Source organism: Micromonospora vinacea (assembly GCF_015751785.1).
GTDB classification, from domain to species: Bacteria; Actinomycetota; Actinomycetes; order Mycobacteriales; family Micromonosporaceae; genus Micromonospora; species Micromonospora vinacea.
Window position 1 is genome coordinate 2,486,086 of the sequence record NZ_JADOTY010000001.1, and the last position, 17,053, is coordinate 2,503,138.

Consider the following 17,053-nt stretch of genomic DNA (forward strand, 5'->3'; position numbering starts at 1 on the left):
GGCAGATTACCTACGATGACGGCACGTACGATGCCCACCCGCGGGCGATGTTCCGCGGACCGCACGTCATCAGGGCCGCTTCTGGGGAGGAGACAGCCGTGAGCACTGTGGTGTTCCGCCGGCTCACGCGTCAGCCGGGGCCGGCCTTACCGCGCGGCGAGGTGCTGCTGGAGTCGCCTCCCGAGCTGCCCGAGCCAACGCCCCGCGGGATGGGGCAGCTGCTCATGATCCTGCCGATGTTCTGCGGGGTCGGCGCCATGGCCTTCCTGTACGCCGGCAAGGGCGGCGGCATGATGACCTACGTCGCCGGCGGTCTGTTCGGTGTCTCGATGCTCGGCATGGCGATCGGCTCGCTGGCCAACAGCGGTGGCAAGGACAAGGCCGAGCTGAATGCCGATCGCCGCGACTACATGCGCTACCTGGCGCAGATGCGCAAGCGCACCCGCCGTGCCGCCGAGCAGCAGCGGGCCGCGATGGCCTGGCGGCACCCGGAGCCCGACGCGCTCTGGTCGATCGCCGCGTCCCGGCGACTCTGGGAGCGGCGGATCACCGAGGACGACTTCGGCGAGACCCGGATCGCCCTCGGCCCGCAGCGGCTCGCCGTGGAGATCGTTCCACCGGAGACCAAGCCGGTGGAGGACCTGGAGCCGATGAGCGCCATCGCGCTCCGCCGGTTCGTCCGGGCGCACTCCACGGTGCCCGACCTGCCGACGGCGCTGTCGGTGCGCGCGTTCAGCCGGGTGGTGCTGCGCGGCGACCGCGAGCCGGTGCTCGACCTGACCCGCGCGGCGTTGGGGCAGCTGGCCACCTTCCACGCACCGGACGACCTGGTGATCGCGGTGGTCGCCGCACCCGACCGGCAGTCGTCCTGGGGCTGGGTGAAGTGGCTGCCACACGCCCACCACAGCGGTCGTACGGACGCGGCCGGCGCGCGCCGGCTGGTCTTCCCCAGCCTGGCCGAGGCCGAGGCCGCGCTCGCCGCCGAGCTGGCCGGGCGGCCCCGGTTCGCGCCGGAGGCCAAGCCGCTGACCACCGCCCCGCACCTGATCGTGGTGATCGACGGCGGGGAGATCTCACCGACCTGCCAGCTGGTGGGCCCGGGGCTGCTCGGCGCCACCGTGATCGACCTGTCCGGGACGGTGCCGCGCGACGCCGGCCGCTGGCTGCTCTGCCTCGACGTGGGTGACGGAAACTCACTCGATCTGGTCCGGGGCAGCTCGTCGTCGACGCTGGGTCGGCCCGACCGGCTCAGCGCCGAGGCCGCCGAGGGGCTGGCCCGACAGATCGCCCCCTTCCGGCTCTCCCAGCAGCAGACCGGCGGCGACGAGCCGCTGGCCCGCAGCACTGAGCTGCCGGACCTGCTCGGCGTCGGTGACGCCGCGGCGGTGGACGTGCAGAACACCTGGCGTCCGCGTGGTCACCGCGATCGGCTGCGCATCCCACTCGGCGTGGGCCCGGACGGCAACGTGGTCGAGCTGGACTTCAAGGAGTCGGCGCACGAGGGCATGGGTCCGCACGGTCTGGTGATCGGCGCGACCGGCTCCGGTAAGAGCGAGCTGCTGCGTACTGTGGTGGCCGCGTTGGCGGTGACCCACTCGTCGGAGGAACTGAACTTCGTCCTGGTGGACTTCAAGGGCGGCGCGACCTTCGCCTCGCTGGAGGCGCTGCCGCACACCAGCGCGGTGATCACCAACCTGGCCGACGAGCTGCCGCTTGTCGACCGTATGCGCGACGCGCTCGCCGGTGAGATGGTGCGCCGGCAGGAGCTGCTGCGGGCGGCCGGCAACTACGTCTCCCGCTTCGAGTACGAGAAGGCGCGCTCGGCGGGTGAGCCGCTGGCGCCGATGCCCAGCTTGTTGATCATCTGTGACGAGTTCAGCGAACTGCTCGCCGCCAAACCGGACTTCATCGACCTGTTCGTGATGATCGGCCGGTTGGGTCGGTCCCTCGGCGTGCACCTGCTGCTGGCCAGCCAGCGCCTCGAAGAGGGCAAGCTACGGGGTCTCGACACGCACCTGTCGTACCGGATCGGTCTGCGGACGTTCTCCGCTGTGGAGAGCCGGATCGTGCTCGGCGTACCGGACGCGTACGAGCTGCCGAACGCGCCGGGCCACGGTTACCTGAAGACGGACACCAGCACCATGTTGCGGTTCCGGGCCGCGTACGTGTCGGGGGCGTACCGGGCGCCGGGGCAGCAGGCCTCCGCCTCGCAGGCGCTGGTGCAGCGGCGGATCGTGCCGTACGGCCTCGACTTCGTGCCGGTGCAGGTTCCGCAGGTGCCGGTGGACACCGCTCCGGAGCCGGAGCAGCCGGCCGACGGCAAGGCCGTGGCGATGCTCGACGTGCTGATCGATCAGCTCAAGGGTCGGGGCCGCCCGGCCCACCAGGTGTGGCTGCCGCCGTTGGCCGACCCGCCGGGCCTGGGTGAGCTGCTCGGTCCGCTGGCTGTCGACCCGACCTACGGGCTGTGTACGGCGTCCTGGCCCGGGCGCGGGCGGCTGACAGTGCCGGTCGGTGTCGTGGACCGCCCCTACGAGCAGCGCCGTGACCCGATGATGGTCGAGCTCGCCGGGGCTGGCGGCAACGTGGTCATCGTCGGTCGGTCGCTGAGTGGCAAGAGCACGATGCTGCGTACGCTGCTCGCCTCGCTGGCGCTCACGCACACGCCACGTGAGGTGCAGTTCTTCTGCCTGGACTTCGGCGGGGGCGCGCTGCGCAGCATGGAGCGGTTGCCGCACATGGCCGGGGTGGCCGGTCGGCGCGACGTCGAGGCGGTCCGCCGGACGGTGGCCGAGGTGGTCGCCGTGCTGGACGAGCGGGAGGCTCGTTTCGCCCAGCACGGCATCGACTCGGTGGCGAGCTACCGCCGTCGCCGCGCCGCTGGTGAGTTCGCGGACGACCCGTTCGGCGACGTTTTCCTGGTGGTGGACGGGTGGAACACGCTGCGCCAGGAGTACGAGGAGCTGGAGCAGACCATCACCACGCTGGCCAACCGGGGCCTCGGCTTCGGTGTGCACGTGGTGCTCACCGCCGTGCGGTGGGCGGAGATCCGGATCAACATGCGGGATCTGCTCGGCACCAAGTTGGAGCTGCGCCTGGGCGACGCGTCGGAGTCCGAGATCGACCGCCGCGCCGCGAACAACGTGCCGGAGAAGTCGCCCGGTCGGGGCCTGACCCGGGACAAGCTGCACTTCCTCACCGCCATCTCACGGATCGACGGTCGCCGGGACATCGACGATCTGAGCGAGGCCTCGCTCTCCCTGGCCGGGCACGTGGCGGCGAACTGGCCGGGTCGTCCGGCGCCGAAGGTGCGGTTGTTGCCGCGCCGGCTGCCGGTGGCGGAGCTGGCCCGGATCATCGACCGGTCGGCGCCGGGTCTCCCGATCGGTGTCAACGAGTCGGCACTCGCGCCGGTCTACCTGGACCTGGCCAACGAGCCGCACCTGACGGTCTTCGGCGACGCGGAGTGCGGCAAGACCAACCTGCTGCGCCTGATCGCCCGGGGCATCACCGAGCGGTACACCCCGGCGCAGGCCCGGCTGGTGATCGCCGACTACCGGCGTGGCCTGCTGGGGGCGGTGGAGGGTGACCACCTGCTCGACTACGCCCCGTCGAACCAGGCGTTCGCCCAGGGGCTCGGGTCGATCCGGAGTGCGCTCTCCAACCGGCTGCCCGGCCCGGACGTGACCACCGCCCAGCTGCGCGATCGGAGCTGGTGGAAGGGTCCGGATCTTTACATCCTGGTGGACGACTACGACCTGGTGGCGTCCGGTGGCAGCAACCCGCTCAGCGCCCTGCAGGAGCTGTTGCCCCAGGCCCGCGACATCGGTCTGCACCTGATCGTCACGCGTCGGGTGGGCGGTGTGTCCAGGGCGCTCTACGAGCCGGTGCTGCAACGGCTGCGCGAGTTGGACTCGCCGGGCCTGCTGATGTCCGGTAACCGGGAGGAGGGCGCGGTCTTCGGCACGTTGCGACCGAGCCCGCAGCCGCCCGGCCGGGGCACCCTGGTGCGCCGTCGCGATGGCCAGCAGCTGATTCAGACCGCGTGGTCTGAGCCGGCCTGAGCAACGGTCGACCGTTCGGTAGGGGGTGGTGGGCCGTCTCGGCCCGATTCACCACCATCCATCGAACGTCACCGGTCAGGGCTGCGAGGGCTGGACAGGTTCCGCTACGGTCTTCACAGGAGTGTCCGTCGGTGGGGTGTTGCTGCCTTGCCGCGGGGGAGGGTGCGGCGAAGCCGCCACCACAACAGACGGAAGGGTGTGAAGCATGGCGTTCGAGGTCGAAGCTGCGACTCTGCATACCGCCGCGAGTGACGTGCGGTCCACGCGCAGCGAGGTCGACGGCGAGCTGAAGAAGCTGTGGAACGTGGTCGATGACCTGGCCATCGCGTGGAAGGGTCAGGCGTCCACGGGCTTCCAGTCGCTGATGACGCGCTGGAACGAGGACACCGTCAAACTGCTGACGGCGATGGACAGCATCGCTGACCTGCTCGACAAGTCGGGTACGACGCACCAGGTCAACGACGAAGAGCAGCAGCAGATGCTGGACAAGTTCCACTCTGCTCTCAACCCGTGATCCGTAGCCGGCAGAGGAGGAAATCGTGACGATCAAAGTTGACTATGCGGTCCTCGAGAGCAGCAACCAGCAGATGCAGGCCATCTCGAAGACGCTCGAGGAAAAGCTTGACACGCTGCGGTCGATGCTGACCAAGCTGCACTGGGACGGCGAGGACCGGGTTGCCTACGAGCAGCACCAGGCGAAGTGGGACGCGGCGGTCCGGGACATCAACCGGATCCTGAACGAGATCGGCGGTGCCGTGGGCATCGCCCGCGAAAACTACCTCACCACGGAGATGAGCAACTCCAAGGTGTGGAGCTGAAGCATTCGCACGAGCGGCTCCGGTCCGGTTCATCCGGCCCGGAGCCGCTCTGTGTTGGCGGCTCTGTGGTGGCGTAGGCCTCGGCACCGCGTCGCGGTGCGCGGCTCAGCCGGCGGTTGGCGCGTCGGTGCGTCGGCCGGGGCGCCAGTCGCGTCGGCGGCCCCGGGCCATGATCGGTCGCGCGACCAGCAGCAGCCCGGCGAGCAGAGCGCCGATGACCGCCGCCCAGATGGCGGCGGAGCGCTGCCAGCTCAGCGGGTCGTCCCGCACGGCGGGTGCCGGGAGCGCGCCGGCGGGCGGGTTCGCCCGGGTGCCGAGCAGGCTCGACACCGCCCGGTACGGGTTGACCATCCCGTGGCCGATGTCGGCGTTCTGACCCTCCGGGGGGTTGTCAGCGGTGCGTTTCAGCCGATCCGCTACCTGCTGCGGGTTGAGACTCGGGTAGGCGGCCCGGACGAGCGCGGCCACCCCCGAGACGTATGCGGCGGCGTAGCTGGTGCCGCCCTCCGGCACTGTGCGGTAGCCGCTGTTTCCGGGCGCCGGCCCGACGATGTTCATCCCCGGTGCGGCGATGTCGACGTAGTCGCCGCTGATCGAGGTGCCGACGTGGCTGCCCTGTTCGTCCACCCCGCCGACAGCGATGACCCCGGGGTACGCGGCCGGGTAGCCCGGCAGGTTCTGCGAATTCTCCGACCGGTTGCCCGCGGCGGCGACCAGCACCACCCCGTTGGCCAGCGCGCGTTCGACGGCCGCCGTCAGTTCGGGGCGGGGAATCGTCGTCAGGGACAGGTTGATCACGTCGGCGCCCTGGGAGACCGCCCAGTCGATGGCCGCCGCGATCTGCCCGGGGAGCTGTGGGTTGCTGACCTCCCCGAGCTGCGGCAGGACCCGGATCGGCAGGATGCGGGCGCCCGGCGCGATGCCGCTGAAGGGGACGACAGTGCCCTCCCGGCCGGCGATGATGCCGGCGATCAGCGTGCCGTGCCCGGCCTCGTCGCACTGGCCCTGCCGGGCCGGCAGGTCGTTGAAGTCGCGACCCTCGAGCACCTGCCCCTTGAGTAGCGGGTGGGCGGCGGAGACTCCGGAGTCGATCACGGCCACCGTGACCCCGGCGCCCCGGGACAGCGGCCACGCGGAGGACGGCTCCAGCCGGCTGAGTGCCCACGGCGCCTGGGTCAGGCTGTCGGCGCCGTTGGGACCGCAGAGGGGCGGTGCCGCGGTCGCGGGGGAGGGTGCCACCAGGCCGGCGCCGAGCAGGGCCGCCAGTGCTCCACTGAGGACGCCGCGAAGGGCACGTCGGGACGGGGTCGCGCTCAACGGCGGGCATTCGCGCACAGGCAAAGGTTACCGCCGTGACGGTCGGGCAGCGGCCCCGGCGACGACGGTCAGGCGCGGGGGGACGCCTTCGCGGTGGGAACGTCGGCGAACAGTGCGAGTAGGTCACCGACCTGCCGGTCGGCCTCGGCGGGGTGCCGGAACCGGCCGGCCGGGTTGAGGGTGTACTCGTTGCGTCGCCCGACCCGCGTGCGGTGCAGGTAACCGCCCGCCTCCAGGTCGGCGACGATCGCCTGCGCGGCCCGTTCGGTCACGCCGACCTCGGCCGCGACGTCGCGCAGCCGGGCCGTCGGATCGCGGGCGATGGCCAGCAGGACGTGCCCGTGATTGGTGAGGAACGTCCAGTTCCGCCCGCTGCCGGTGTCGCCCGTCACCGTGCTCGCCATCGTGGAACCGCCCTTCCGGATGTCCGCCTGCCTTCGCGAGAGTCTTGCCGGCCCTGCCACGGGAAGGTTGCCCAGGGGGTGGCCAAAGTCAACGTATGAAATCTAAATCACGCATCCCTTGACGCATCTTACCGTGCGTGTGACGGTGGAGCCCGAGCCAGCGCCCGCCGCCCGGCCGGCGGAAAGCCGGCTTGACCAGGTCAGATGCGTCGAGACGAGGTGCGGGATGAGTCAAACCGGGAGCGTCGGTGGTCAGCCGGGTCCGCAGCGGACCACCGACCGGGCGTCCGCGCTCAGCGAGCCGACCCGGGCGTACGCCGAACTGATCGCCGGCAACCGGCGCTTCGTCGACGGTGCTCCACGCCACCCCAACCAGGATGCCGGGCACCGGGCCGCCGTGGCCGACGGGCAGCACCCGTTCGCGGTGATCGTCGGCTGCTCCGACTCCCGGCTGGCTGCCGAGATCATCTTCGACCGGGGGCTGGGCGACCTGTTCGTTGTTCGCACGGCCGGGCACACCGCCGGTCCCGAGGTGCTCGGCAGCGTCGAGTACGCGGTGACAGTGCTCGGCACTCCGCTTGTGGTGGTGCTCGGCCACGACTCGTGCGGTGCGGTGCAGGCGGCCCGGGAGTCCGTCGCGACGGGTACCGCACCCAGTGGCCATCTGCGCGCGGTGGTCGACGCCGTGCTGCCCAGCCTGCGCCGGGCCCAGGCCGAGGGCGTGGACGACATCGACGGCATCGTCGACATCCACATCGCCCAGACCGTCGAGACGTTGCTCGGGCAGTCCCCGGTGCTGGCCGACGAGGTGGCGCGGGGGCGATGCGCGGTGGTGGGGGTGTCCTACCGGCTGGCCGCCGGAGCGGTGCGCCCGGTGGCCGCCATGCCGGCCGGCTTCGCGACGCTGGACAGCCCGGCCGGGTCGACCGACGCGACCGCGCCCGCCACCGTCTGACGCGTCGAGGGCCGCTCCGCGTCACGCGGAACGGCCCTCGACGGGGATCGTGCGGGTCAGAGCAACGACATGTGGACGTGGTCGGTGTGGTTCGACGGCCCGCTGTACGAACTCCAGCCGGTGGCCGGGAACCAGATCTGCCGGTTCCAGATCACGTAGTAGATGCCGAGCCGGTCGGCGTTACGGATGAGGAACGCGGCGACGTTGTTGCCGTACGTCCGGGTGTCGTTGTTGTGCCACGGGGAGAACCCGCTCTTCTGTAGCGACCAGTCGCAGGCGCGGCCCTTCGGGTGCTCCCACGGCCCGCCGGGGCGGTAGCAGCCGACGAACCGGTTGAAGCCGGCCGCCTTGACCTCCTTGTACGCGTGCAGCGTGCGCGGCGTGACGCAGCCGGACGTGGTGGGGTCGTTCTCGCTGCACGACTGGGGCTTCCAGTCACCGTCGGCCGTGCGACCCGGGCCGATCTTCGCGACCTTGGAGGTGGCATCCACCAGGCCGCCGGTGAAACCCTTGCCGCCGACGAGGGAGAGCGCCTTGTCGGCCTCGCTCTTGCGCTTCGCCATCAGGGCGGTCTGCTTCTGCTGCTCGCGGACCTCGGTGTCGAGGGCCAGTTTGGCCTGCTCGGCGCGGGCCTTCACCTCGTTGACCTCGGAGAGCTTCTTCTCGTTGACCATGTTGATCTCGTCGAGCATCCCGGCGCGCTGGACGAACGAGTCGGGAGCGTCGCTCTCCAGCAGCATGGCGACCGCGCCGATCCGGCCGGTCCGGTACGCCTGGGCGGCGATCTGCCCGACCTGCGGGGCCAACGCGTCGAGGTCGGCCTTGGCCCGGTTGACCTCTGCCGCCAGCTCGCTCTGCCGCTTCTTGGACTTGTCCAGCTTGGACTTGGCGGCGGAGTAGTCGCGGTTGGCCTGCTCGATGACGTCGTTGAGCAGCTTGGGCTCGCCGTCCTCCTCGTGCCCGGACGGTGTGGGGTTCGTCGGGGCGGCGTGTGCCGGGAGCGGCCCGGCGAGCACTGTCAGTGCGGCGATCACGGCCACCACGGGTGTCAACCAGCGGCGTAGGGGTGCCGTCACAATGTTCCCTTCCGTCGACCGCCGACCGGGTTAGCTGACGGGTTCGGGGCGGAAGCGGCCCCTACCGCTGACGCGGATTCACCCCAGATACCTGGGTCCCCGGCTCGCCGGCTGGCGATTGGGCGGTGGCACCGCAGGCGCCGCTTCGCGCCTTCATCGGTAACCGGCAGCGAGGTTACCCGAGAGTCGACCGGGTGAGCTACGCCTGGATGCCGACCAAAAGCGTCATTTCGCCATAGCGTTGAGTGACCAGTGACGCGGTTCTCAGGGTGGGTGCCCGATCTGGTCACGCTGAGGAGTGTCACCATGCCGTATCCGTGCTCCTGTTCGACTCCGGCCACCGGTCGGTGGCCTCGGATGGGGGTGTGGTCCGCGTCCGGTCCGGCTCGTCGGAGCCGGTCGTCCGCGGTGAGCTGAGTGCGGCAAGTGCCTCCGTGCGGTCCGGCTGGGGCCGGGGCGAGGGAGCGTCGGTGGACGGTGGGGCATCGCTGCGTCCGGCGGCGGCCACCACGGCGGCCAGCCCGGTGGTCAGCGGTACGGCGGCGATCAGACCGAGGGTGGCGACCGCGCTGCGGACGATCTCCTGCGCGAGGAACTCACTGGTGAGGATCTGCCCGATCGGCCGTGCGTCGGCGGTGAGCAGGAGCAGCAGGGGTAGCGACGCGCCCGCGTACGCCAGCACGATGGTGTTGACAGTGGAGGCGATGTGCGCGCGGCCGACCCGGGTGGCCGCCCGGTACAGCTGCAACCGGGTCAGCCCGGGGTTGGCGTTCGCCAGTTCGGTGACGGTGGCCGCCTGGGTGACAGTGACGTCGTCGAGCACCCCGAGCGACCCGATGATGATCCCCGCGAGCAGCAGGCCGTGCAGGTCCACGTCGCCCTGGAACATCGACAGGGTGGTGGCGTCTTCACTGCCGAAACCGGTGAGGTGGGTCGCTGCCGTGGCGATGGTGGCGAGCACGCCGGTCAGCACCAGACTGCCCAGGGTGCCGAGCACCGCGACCGACGTCTGTGCGGTGACGCCGTGCGTCAGATAGAGCACCACGAACATGATCAGGGCCGCGCCGACCACCGCCACCAGCAGTGGTGACCGGCCGGCGCCGATGCCCGGCAGCACGAAGGTGAGCAGGATTGCGAAGCTGGCGGCCAGCCCGGCGAGCGCGGCCAGGCCTCGCCATCGACCGAACGCGACGATCGCGGCCGCGAAGACCACCGCCAGCCACACCATCGGGGTGCCGCGTTGGTGCTCGGCGATGTTCCAGTTGCTGGTGGTCGGGTCGGTGGGGTCGGCCAGCTCGACCAGGATGACCTCGTCGCCGACCTCGACCCGGGGTGCGCCGGGCCCGTCGGGCACCGGTGTCCGTACCTGTTTGCCGGCGGTCGGCCCGTCGTCCACCCGGACGTCGACGGTGCCGCACCGTCCGTCGCCGACCCTCGGTGTGCCCTCGGGAACCGACGGGGTCGGCGGGCACGGCTCGCTCACCACCTGGGTGACGGTGCCGGGGTAGCGCGGCACGTCCGCACCACCATCGGTCTGCGGTGACCCGCCGCGCGGCCAGAGCAGCGCCGCGGCGAGCATTGTGGCGACGAAGAGGGGGACCACCGTCATGACGAGGATCCGTCGCACCCGTGGTGGGGCGGACGGCGCACTGTGAGTGTGGTCGGCGGCCAAGGTGAGACTCCCAACGATCCGGTGCGGGATACGGGTCAGCGGTCCGGACGGTTCACCGTTGCTGTGGAAACGCGGCGGACGGCGGGACGGATCGCTGCCTGATGATCACTTGATCACGGAGGGTCAGTGCTCGGCCCGGTCGACCGGGGACGACGCCACGTCGTGGCGGCGAGGGTGCCCGGCTGTACGGCGGCATGCGGAGGGCCATCGTGGGAGATGCTAGCCAGCCAACCTGGGCGTCGCAGGTCGTGGCGGAGTGTCGGGTGCCCGAACCGCCCGCGTGGCGGCCCCGGCGGTCAGCCGCGCTTCATGAGCCGACCGACCGCAGCCATCATCTCGGTGGCCATCTCGTCGGCTCGACCCTCGGCGGCGCCCTCGTGCATGCAGTGCCGGGCGTGCCCGTCGAGCAGCCCCAGGGCCACCTTGTCGAGGGCGGCCTGGATCGCGGAGATCTGGGTGAGCACGTCGATGCAGTAGCGGTCGTCGTCGACCATCTTCTCGATGCCCCGGACCTGCCCCTCGACGCGGCGGAGCCGCGCGAGCAGCTGGTCCTTGCTGGCGGTGTATCCGCGGATCGGGGTGGGTGCGGTCATGCCGACCAGGATAGCCTACCCCCAGGGGGTATGGTACGGTCGTGTCCCGATGGGATACCCCCACCGGGTACCGGTACCGCAAGAGGAGACGATCCAATGGTCAACACGACGTACCAGGTGCAGGGCATGACCTGCGGGCACTGCGTCAGCGCGGTGAGCGCCGAGGTCAGCGCCATCGCGGGTGTGCGGGACGTCCAGGTCGACCTCGCGGCCGGCCGGGTCACGGTGAGCAGCGACGAGCCGCTGGACACCGCTGTCGTCCGGGCCGCCGTCGACGAGGCCGGCTACGACCTCGTCGACGCGTGATCGGAGGGCCGGCATGCGCACCGTGACGAGACTGGCCGGGTTCGCCGTCGGCCTGGCGGCGGTCTTCGGCGCGACCTACGGGATCGGCCGGGTCGTCGACCCCGCCCCGGCCGCCGAGAGCCGGCACGACGGCGACGCCGCCCATGCGACGGGCGAGCACGACGAGACAGCCGCCCGGCTTCCCGGCGGCCTGCTCGTCTCCGACCGGGGCTACACCCTCGAACCGGTCAACGCCCCGGCCGGCGAATTCGCCTTCCGGATCGCCGGCCCGGACGGCCGCCCGGTCACCCGGTACGAGGTGGCGCACGACAAGCAGATGCACCTGATCGTCGCCCGACGGGACCTTTCCGGCTTCCGGCACGTGCACCCCGAGTTGACAGCGGACGGCACCTGGCGGGTCGACACGCCGCTGACCGGCCCCGGGCAGTGGCGGGCGTTCGCCGACTTCACCCCGACCGGAGGTGAGCCGCTGACCCTCGGCGTGGACGTGACAGTCCCCGGCGAGCTGACCGAACGACAGTTGCCCGCCCCGGCGACCAGCACCACAGTCGACGGCTACACGGTCACCCTGGCCGGTACGCCGCAGCCCGGCCGCACGTCGTCGCTGACCCTGACCGTCAGCCGGGACGGGCAGCCGGTCACCGACCTGGAGCCCTACCTGGGCGCGTACGGGCACCTGGTGGCGTTGCGCCGGGGCGATCTGGCGTACCTGCACGTGCACCCGGACGGCACTCCCGGCGACGGGCGCACCCGGCCCGGTCCGGCCGTCACCTTCCTCGCCGAGGTGCCCTCGGCCGGCAGCTACCGGATCTACCTCGACTTCCAGCACGGGGGACGGGTGCACACCGCCGAGTTCACGGTGATCGCCGGTGCTGCCCCGACCGGAGACGCCCCCACGCCGAGCGGGCCCGCACCGACCGGCGGGGCCGACCACGGCACCCCCGGGCACGGACACGACTGACGGGACCAGACGATGACCACCACCAGCAGACCGCTGCCCGAGGCGCCGAACCGGATCGAACTGGCGATCGGCGGGATGACCTGCGCCGCGTGCGCCGCCCGGATCGAGAAGAAGCTCAACCGGATGGACGGGGTGAGCGCCACAGTCAACTACGCCACCGAGAAGGCGACAGTCCGGTACGCCGACGGCGTCACCCCGGACGACCTGATCGTGACAGTGCAGAAGACCGGTTACACGGCGGCGCTGCCGGCCCCGCCCAGCGCGGAACCCCCGGTGGACCCGTTGCGGGGGCCGCGTACCCGGCTCTGGGTGTCGGTGGCCCTGAGTGTGCCGGTGGTACTGCTCGCCATGGTCCCGGCCTGGCAGTTCGACTACTGGCAGTGGCTGTCGTTGACCCTGGCCGCCCCGGTGGTGGTCTGGGGTGGGCTGCCGTTCCACCGAGCCGCCTGGACCAACCTGCGGCACGGCGCCGCCACCATGGACACGCTGGTGTCGCTCGGCACCCTTGCCGCGTTCGGCTGGTCGCTCTGGGCGCTCTTCCTCGGTGACGCGGGGATGCCCGGGATGACGCACCCGTTCCGCTTCGACATCACCCGGACCGACGGTGCCGGCAACATCTACCTGGAGGCGGCGGCCGGGGTCACAGTGTTCATCCTGGCCGGTCGCTACTTCGAGGCCCGGTCCAAGCGGACTGCCGGTGCCGCCCTGCGCGCCCTGCTCGACCTCGGCGCCAAGGACGTGGCGGTGCTGCGTGACGGCGTGGAGACGCTGATCCCGGTGGACCGGCTCGTCGTCGGTGACCGGTTCGTGGTCCGCCCCGGCGAGAAGATCGCCACCGACGGGGTGGTCGACGAGGGCACCTCCGCTGTCGACGCCAGCATGCTCACCGGTGAGTCGGTGCCGGTCGAGGTCGCCCCCGGCGACGGCGTGGTCGGCGCCACGATCAACGCGGGCGGGCGGCTGATCGTCACCGCCACCCGGGTCGGCGCGGACACCCAGCTCGCCCGGATGGCCGACCTGGTCGAGCAGGCGCAGAGCGGCAAGGCGGCCGTGCAGCGGCTGGCGGACCGGATCTCCGGGGTCTTCGTGCCGATCGTCATCACCCTCGCCGTCGGCACGCTCGGCTGGTGGCTCGGCACCGGGGCCGGCCCGACCGCCGCGTTCACCGCGGCCGTGGCCGTGCTGATCATCGCCTGTCCCTGCGCGCTCGGCCTGGCCACCCCGACCGCGCTGCTGGTCGGCACCGGTCGGGGCGCCCAGCTCGGCGTGCTGATCAAGGGCCCGGAGGTGCTGGAGTCGACCCGCCGGGTGGACACCGTGGTGCTCGACAAGACCGGCACCGTGACGACCGGCCGGATGACACTGGTGGACGTGGTGCCGGCCAGCGGTGTGGACCGGGCCGAACTGCTCCGGCTCACCGGGGCGGTGGAGGCCGCCTCCGAGCACCCGATCGCCCGTGCGATCGCCGCCGCTGCCACCGACGCGGGCGCGCTGCCCCCGGTGACCGCCTTCGGCAACCTCGAAGGGCTGGGCGTGACCGGCACTGTCGACGGCCAGGCCGTGCTGGTCGGCCGGGTCCGGCTGCTGCGCGAGCGCGAGTTCGACGTACCGCCGGAGGTCGAGTGGGCCGTGCGTGACGCGGAGGCCGCCGGCCGTACGGCGATCGTCGCCGCTTGGGACGGGCGGGCCCGGGGCGTGCTCGCGGTCGCCGACGTGGTCCGGCCGACCAGCCGGGCGGCGGTGGCGCGGCTGCGTGGGCTGGGGCTGACCCCGGTCCTGCTGACCGGGGACAACACCACAGTGGCGCGCGCGGTCGCCGCCGAGGTGGGCGTGGACGAGGTGATCGCCGAGGTGCTGCCGGCCGGGAAGGTCGACGTGATCAAGCGGCTCCAGGCCGAGGGACGGTCGGTGGCGATGGTCGGTGACGGGGTCAACGACGCGCCGGCACTGGCCCAGGCCGACCTGGGGCTGGCCATGGGCACCGGCACCGACGTGGCGATCGAGGCGGCCGACCTCACCCTCGTCCGGGGCGACCTGGACGCCGCGGTGGACGCCATCCGGTTGTCCCGTCGCACCCTCGGCATCATCCGGGGCAACCTGTTCTGGGCGTTCGGCTACAACGTGGCGGCCCTGCCGTTGGCCGCCGCCGGCCTGCTCAACCCGATGATCGCGGGCGCCACGATGGCGCTGTCCTCGGTCTTCGTGGTGGCCAACAGCCTGCGCCTGCGTCGCTTTCGCCCGGCCGCTGCCGATCTGTGACGACGGTAATGGTTGGGCCGGTGACGGCGGGGGTACCTCTGTTGTTGTAGCGACGCTCGCAATGGAGGTTGGCAATGGGATTCGACGATAAGATCAACAACGCCACCGAGGACGCGACCGGCAAGCTGAAGGAAGGCGCCGGTCGGGCCACCGACAACGAGCAGCTGGAGGCGGAGGGTCGCGCTGACCAGTCCACCGCCAAGCTCAAGCAGGCGGGCGAGAAGATCAAGGACGCCTTCAAGAGCTGACGTACGACGTAACCCGCACGCCGGGCCGGTGATCATCACCGGCCCGGCGTGCTGTGTGTCCGGCCTCCTGCGCCGACCCTGAGATCCCCCTGATTCCGCTTCCGTCCCACACCGCCGCACGCCGGCACCTGCTAACTTCTCTTGGCATGTGCAAGGGCTGGTTATGAGCACCGCTCCACCGCCGACCGGCGACGACCTGGTCCGGGTGCTGGCCACCCTGGCCAACCCGCACCGGCTGCGGGTCGTCGCCGCGTTGGCCCGCGAGCGTGCGTACGTCAGCGGGCTGGCCCGGCAACTGGGCATCAGCCGGGCGCTGTTGCAGGTCCACCTACGGAAGCTGGCGGCGGCCGGGCTGGTCACCGCCCGCCTGGAGTTGTCGGAGGACGGGAAGGCCATGAACTACTACGAGGTGGAGCCGTTCGTGCTCACACTCACCCCCGCGGTCATCGCGGCGGCGGTCGAGACGCTGACAGTGCCCGACTCGGGCGAGCAGCCGGGAGCACAGCGATGAGCGAGCACGACTGGACCGAGGTGGTCGGCGCGATCGGCATCTTCGGCTTCCTGATCAGCGTGGTCACTGTGACAGTCGTGCAGCTCGCCAAGACCCGGCGGGCCCGGTACGAGGCGGACCGGGCGGACGACTACCGCCGGCTCGCCGAGACGGCAGCTCAGGCCCAGGCGGAGAACGCCCGACTGCTCGCGGCGATGGATGGCCGGCTGGGCGGGATGGAGACCCGGATGACCACGCTCGAACGCGTCCTGCGCGAGGTCGACTGACAGGGCGGACGAGAGGCCCCGGGCCGTCGAGCGGCTACTCGACGGCCCGGGTGGAAGCAGCGTCACCTCGCCCAGCGGGCGAGTTTCACCGCAACGCTCCTTCGAGGAGAGGACAGCACCTCATGCTGCGCGTACGCAAATCCGCAGTCGGCTGGGCGGTCGCCCTGGCCCTCACGGCCGCCGGCCTGACCCCGGCGAGCCCGGCCGCCGCCCGACCACAGCCCGCCCCGACTATCGACTGGCGGCCCTGCGCCACCGACAACAGCGCCGAGTGCGGCACCCTGTCGCTGCCGGTGGACTGGAACCAACCCCGGGGTGAGCGCTTCGACCTGTCGCTGGCCCGCCGGGTCGCCAAGCCGGCCACCCGGGAAGGCACGCTGATCTTCGGCCCCGGCGGGCCGGGCGACAGCGGTGTCGACCGGGTCGTGAACGGCAGCTCCCGGTTCAGCGACGACCTGCGTGCCCGGTTCGACATCGTCAGCTTCGACCCCCGCGGCACCGGCGACAGCCACCCGGTGGTCTGTGCCCGGGACCTGCTCGCCCGGCAACCGCAGCTGATCGCCGACCAGGCCCAGTTCGATGCCGTCCTGGCCGACAACGCGCTGCTGCGCGCCGACTGCCGGGCCCGCACCGGGTCTCTCTACGACCACGTCGACACCACAAGCGCCGCCCGCGACCTGGACGCGGTCCGCGTCGCGCTCGGCGAACGGCAGCTGACCTTCCACGGCAGCTCGTACGGCACCCTGCTCGGGCAGCGGTACGCCGAGCTGTACCCCGACCGGGTCCGGGCCATGGTCCTGGAGGCCACGATGGACCACAGCGTCGACACCCGCGCCTTCCTCGACAGCCAGGCCGTCACCGCGGAGGATGCGTTCGACGAGTTCCTGGCCTGGTGCGCCCGCTCGGCCGACTGCGTCCTGAACGGTCGGGACTTCCGGGCGATCTGGGCCGGGCTGCACGCCCGGGCCGAGCGTGGCTCGCTGACCGACCCGGACCAGGCCGGGGCCGCGCTCGCCCCGTTCGAGCTGAGCCGCCTTGCCCACAAGAAGCTCTACGACACGTGGCGGTGGCCGGGGCTGGCCGAGTGGATCGTCCGACTGGAGCGCACCGCCACCACGCCGAGCGCCCCCGCGCTGGCGGACGAGGCCGTGGCTCCGTACCCCTTCGCTGTCTTCTGTCAGGACTGGAGCCTGCCGGTCCGCGACTACAGCGAGTACGCCGGACACCTGCGCCGGGCGGCCCGGCTCGCGCCGGACCTGCGCTACCCGCAGGCGCTGTTCGCCCTGGTCACCTGCCTGGGCACCCCGACGCCGGTGGCCAACCCGCAGCATCGGCTACGGGTCCGCACCGACGTGCCGCTGCTGCTCGCCGCCACAGTGCACGACCCGGCCACGGGCTACGACTGGGCGCGCAACGTGGCGCGACAGTTGGGCCGGCACGGCGCGATGCTCACCTACCAGGGGTGGGGGCACGGCAGCTACAGCAGCAGCCCGTGCGTGCAACGAGCCGTCGACTCCTACCTGATCGACCAGGTGGTGCCCGCCCGGGGCGCCAACTGCCCGGCCGTCGAACCCGAGGTGTGACCGCCGCTGCCGACCGTCGG

Annotated in this window: 16 protein-coding genes and 1 riboswitch; of the genes, 11 read left to right on the plus strand and 5 right to left on the minus strand. The window is 71.7% G+C overall.

From position 1 onward, the window contains the following. Positions 1-98: 98 nt before the first annotated feature. The 3 genes from eccCa (at position 99) to IW249_RS11985 (ending at position 4,882) form a co-directional block, all read left to right on the plus strand. Positions 99-4,064: a type VII secretion protein EccCa gene (gene eccCa, locus IW249_RS11975; protein ID WP_196920788.1), complete on the plus strand. Its 3,966-nt coding sequence runs from the start codon at positions 99-101 to the stop codon at positions 4,062-4,064. Positions 4,065-4,269: 205 nt separating this feature from the next. Continuing rightward, the gene (locus IW249_RS11980; protein ID WP_030329557.1) at positions 4,270-4,578 is read left to right on the plus strand and encodes a WXG100 family type VII secretion target; all 309 of its coding nucleotides are present in this window, start codon (positions 4,270-4,272) and stop codon (positions 4,576-4,578) included. 25 nt (positions 4,579-4,603) lie between these two features. After that, on the plus strand, positions 4,604-4,882 hold the full coding sequence (locus IW249_RS11985) for a WXG100 family type VII secretion target (protein ID WP_030329555.1): 279 nt from the start codon (positions 4,604-4,606) through the stop codon (positions 4,880-4,882). A 105-nt stretch (positions 4,883-4,987) separates the two neighbouring features. Here the strand turns inward: IW249_RS11985 and mycP are convergent, their stop codons facing one another. After that, positions 4,988-6,217, minus strand: a complete 1,230-nt coding sequence (mycP, locus tag IW249_RS11990; protein WP_307788572.1) for a type VII secretion-associated serine protease mycosin — start codon at positions 6,215-6,217, stop codon at positions 4,988-4,990. A 50-nt stretch (positions 6,218-6,267) separates the two neighbouring features. After that, the gene (locus IW249_RS11995; protein ID WP_196920789.1) at positions 6,268-6,603 is read right to left on the minus strand and encodes a helix-turn-helix transcriptional regulator; all 336 of its coding nucleotides are present in this window, start codon (positions 6,601-6,603) and stop codon (positions 6,268-6,270) included. Between the two features lie 226 nt (positions 6,604-6,829). Here IW249_RS11995 and IW249_RS12000 point away from each other — a divergent pair, with 226 nt between their 5' ends. Then, complete coding sequence (locus IW249_RS12000; protein WP_196920790.1) at positions 6,830-7,558, plus strand: carbonic anhydrase; 729 nt, start codon at positions 6,830-6,832, stop codon at positions 7,556-7,558. 56 nt (positions 7,559-7,614) lie between these two features. On the opposite strand, the gene IW249_RS12005 is transcribed toward IW249_RS12000, so the two are convergent. From IW249_RS12005 to IW249_RS12015, 3 genes are all read right to left on the minus strand, one after another. Beyond that, positions 7,615-8,634, minus strand: coding sequence for a coiled-coil domain-containing protein (locus IW249_RS12005; RefSeq protein WP_196920791.1), 1,020 nt, complete (start codon positions 8,632-8,634; stop codon positions 7,615-7,617). Positions 8,635-8,638: 4 nt separating this feature from the next. Further along, positions 8,639-8,769, minus strand: a riboswitch (cyclic di-AMP (ydaO/yuaA leader). Between the two features lie 166 nt (positions 8,770-8,935). Continuing rightward, complete coding sequence (locus IW249_RS12010; protein ID WP_196920792.1) at positions 8,936-10,306, minus strand: YibE/F family protein; 1,371 nt, start codon at positions 10,304-10,306, stop codon at positions 8,936-8,938. A gap of 296 nt (positions 10,307-10,602) precedes the next feature. Then, positions 10,603-10,899, minus strand: a complete 297-nt coding sequence (locus tag IW249_RS12015) for a metal-sensitive transcriptional regulator (RefSeq protein WP_030329541.1) — start codon at positions 10,897-10,899, stop codon at positions 10,603-10,605. 96 nt (positions 10,900-10,995) lie between these two features. Between IW249_RS12015 and IW249_RS12020 the strand changes: the two genes are divergently transcribed. The 7 genes from IW249_RS12020 to IW249_RS12050 all read left to right on the plus strand — a co-directional run bounded on the left by IW249_RS12020 (position 10,996) and on the right by IW249_RS12050 (position 17,033). Continuing rightward, positions 10,996-11,205, plus strand: a complete 210-nt coding sequence (locus IW249_RS12020; protein WP_196920793.1) for a heavy-metal-associated domain-containing protein — start codon at positions 10,996-10,998, stop codon at positions 11,203-11,205. Positions 11,206-11,218: 13 nt separating this feature from the next. Next, complete coding sequence (locus IW249_RS12025) at positions 11,219-12,166, plus strand: DUF8832 domain-containing protein (protein ID WP_196920794.1); 948 nt, start codon at positions 11,219-11,221, stop codon at positions 12,164-12,166. 12 nt (positions 12,167-12,178) lie between these two features. Continuing rightward, positions 12,179-14,425, plus strand: a complete 2,247-nt coding sequence (locus IW249_RS12030) for a heavy metal translocating P-type ATPase (protein WP_196920795.1) — start codon at positions 12,179-12,181, stop codon at positions 14,423-14,425. A gap of 74 nt (positions 14,426-14,499) precedes the next feature. Continuing rightward, positions 14,500-14,673 carry a CsbD family protein gene (locus IW249_RS12035; protein WP_036410891.1) on the plus strand — a complete coding sequence of 58 codons (174 nt, stop codon included), beginning with the start codon at positions 14,500-14,502 and terminating at the stop codon, positions 14,671-14,673. Positions 14,674-14,836: 163 nt separating this feature from the next. After that, positions 14,837-15,184 carry an ArsR/SmtB family transcription factor gene (locus tag IW249_RS12040; RefSeq protein ID WP_124818380.1) on the plus strand — a complete coding sequence of 116 codons (348 nt, stop codon included), beginning with the start codon at positions 14,837-14,839 and terminating at the stop codon, positions 15,182-15,184. Then, positions 15,181-15,450 (plus strand): hypothetical protein, encoded by a 270-nt coding sequence (locus tag IW249_RS12045; protein WP_196920796.1) that lies wholly within the window; start codon positions 15,181-15,183, stop codon positions 15,448-15,450. Before IW249_RS12040 ends, IW249_RS12045 begins: the two co-directional genes overlap by 4 nt. Positions 15,451-15,572: 122 nt before the next feature. Continuing rightward, positions 15,573-17,033: an alpha/beta hydrolase gene (locus tag IW249_RS12050; RefSeq protein ID WP_196920797.1), complete on the plus strand. Its 1,461-nt coding sequence runs from the start codon at positions 15,573-15,575 to the stop codon at positions 17,031-17,033. The last annotated feature ends 20 nt before the right edge of the window (positions 17,034-17,053 follow it).

Coding starts and splice junctions, on each gene's coding strand:
- IW249_RS12040 (WP_124818380.1), top strand. CDS start 14,837: ATGAGCACCGCTCCACCGCCGACCGGCGACGACCTGGTCCGGGTGCTG.
- IW249_RS12020 (WP_196920793.1), top strand. CDS start 10,996: ATGGTCAACACGACGTACCAGGTGCAGGGCATGACCTGCGGGCACTGC.
- IW249_RS11995 (WP_196920789.1), bottom strand. CDS start 6,603: ATGGCGAGCACGGTGACGGGCGACACCGGCAGCGGGCGGAACTGGACG.
- IW249_RS12025 (WP_196920794.1), top strand. CDS start 11,219: ATGCGCACCGTGACGAGACTGGCCGGGTTCGCCGTCGGCCTGGCGGCG.
- IW249_RS11980 (WP_030329557.1), top strand. CDS start 4,270: ATGGCGTTCGAGGTCGAAGCTGCGACTCTGCATACCGCCGCGAGTGAC.
- IW249_RS12035 (WP_036410891.1), top strand. CDS start 14,500: ATGGGATTCGACGATAAGATCAACAACGCCACCGAGGACGCGACCGGC.
- IW249_RS12030 (WP_196920795.1), top strand. CDS start 12,179: ATGACCACCACCAGCAGACCGCTGCCCGAGGCGCCGAACCGGATCGAA.
- IW249_RS12050 (WP_196920797.1), top strand. CDS start 15,573: ATGCTGCGCGTACGCAAATCCGCAGTCGGCTGGGCGGTCGCCCTGGCC.
- IW249_RS12045 (WP_196920796.1), top strand. CDS start 15,181: ATGAGCGAGCACGACTGGACCGAGGTGGTCGGCGCGATCGGCATCTTC.
- IW249_RS12000 (WP_196920790.1), top strand. CDS start 6,830: ATGAGTCAAACCGGGAGCGTCGGTGGTCAGCCGGGTCCGCAGCGGACC.
- IW249_RS12015 (WP_030329541.1), bottom strand. CDS start 10,899: ATGACCGCACCCACCCCGATCCGCGGATACACCGCCAGCAAGGACCAG.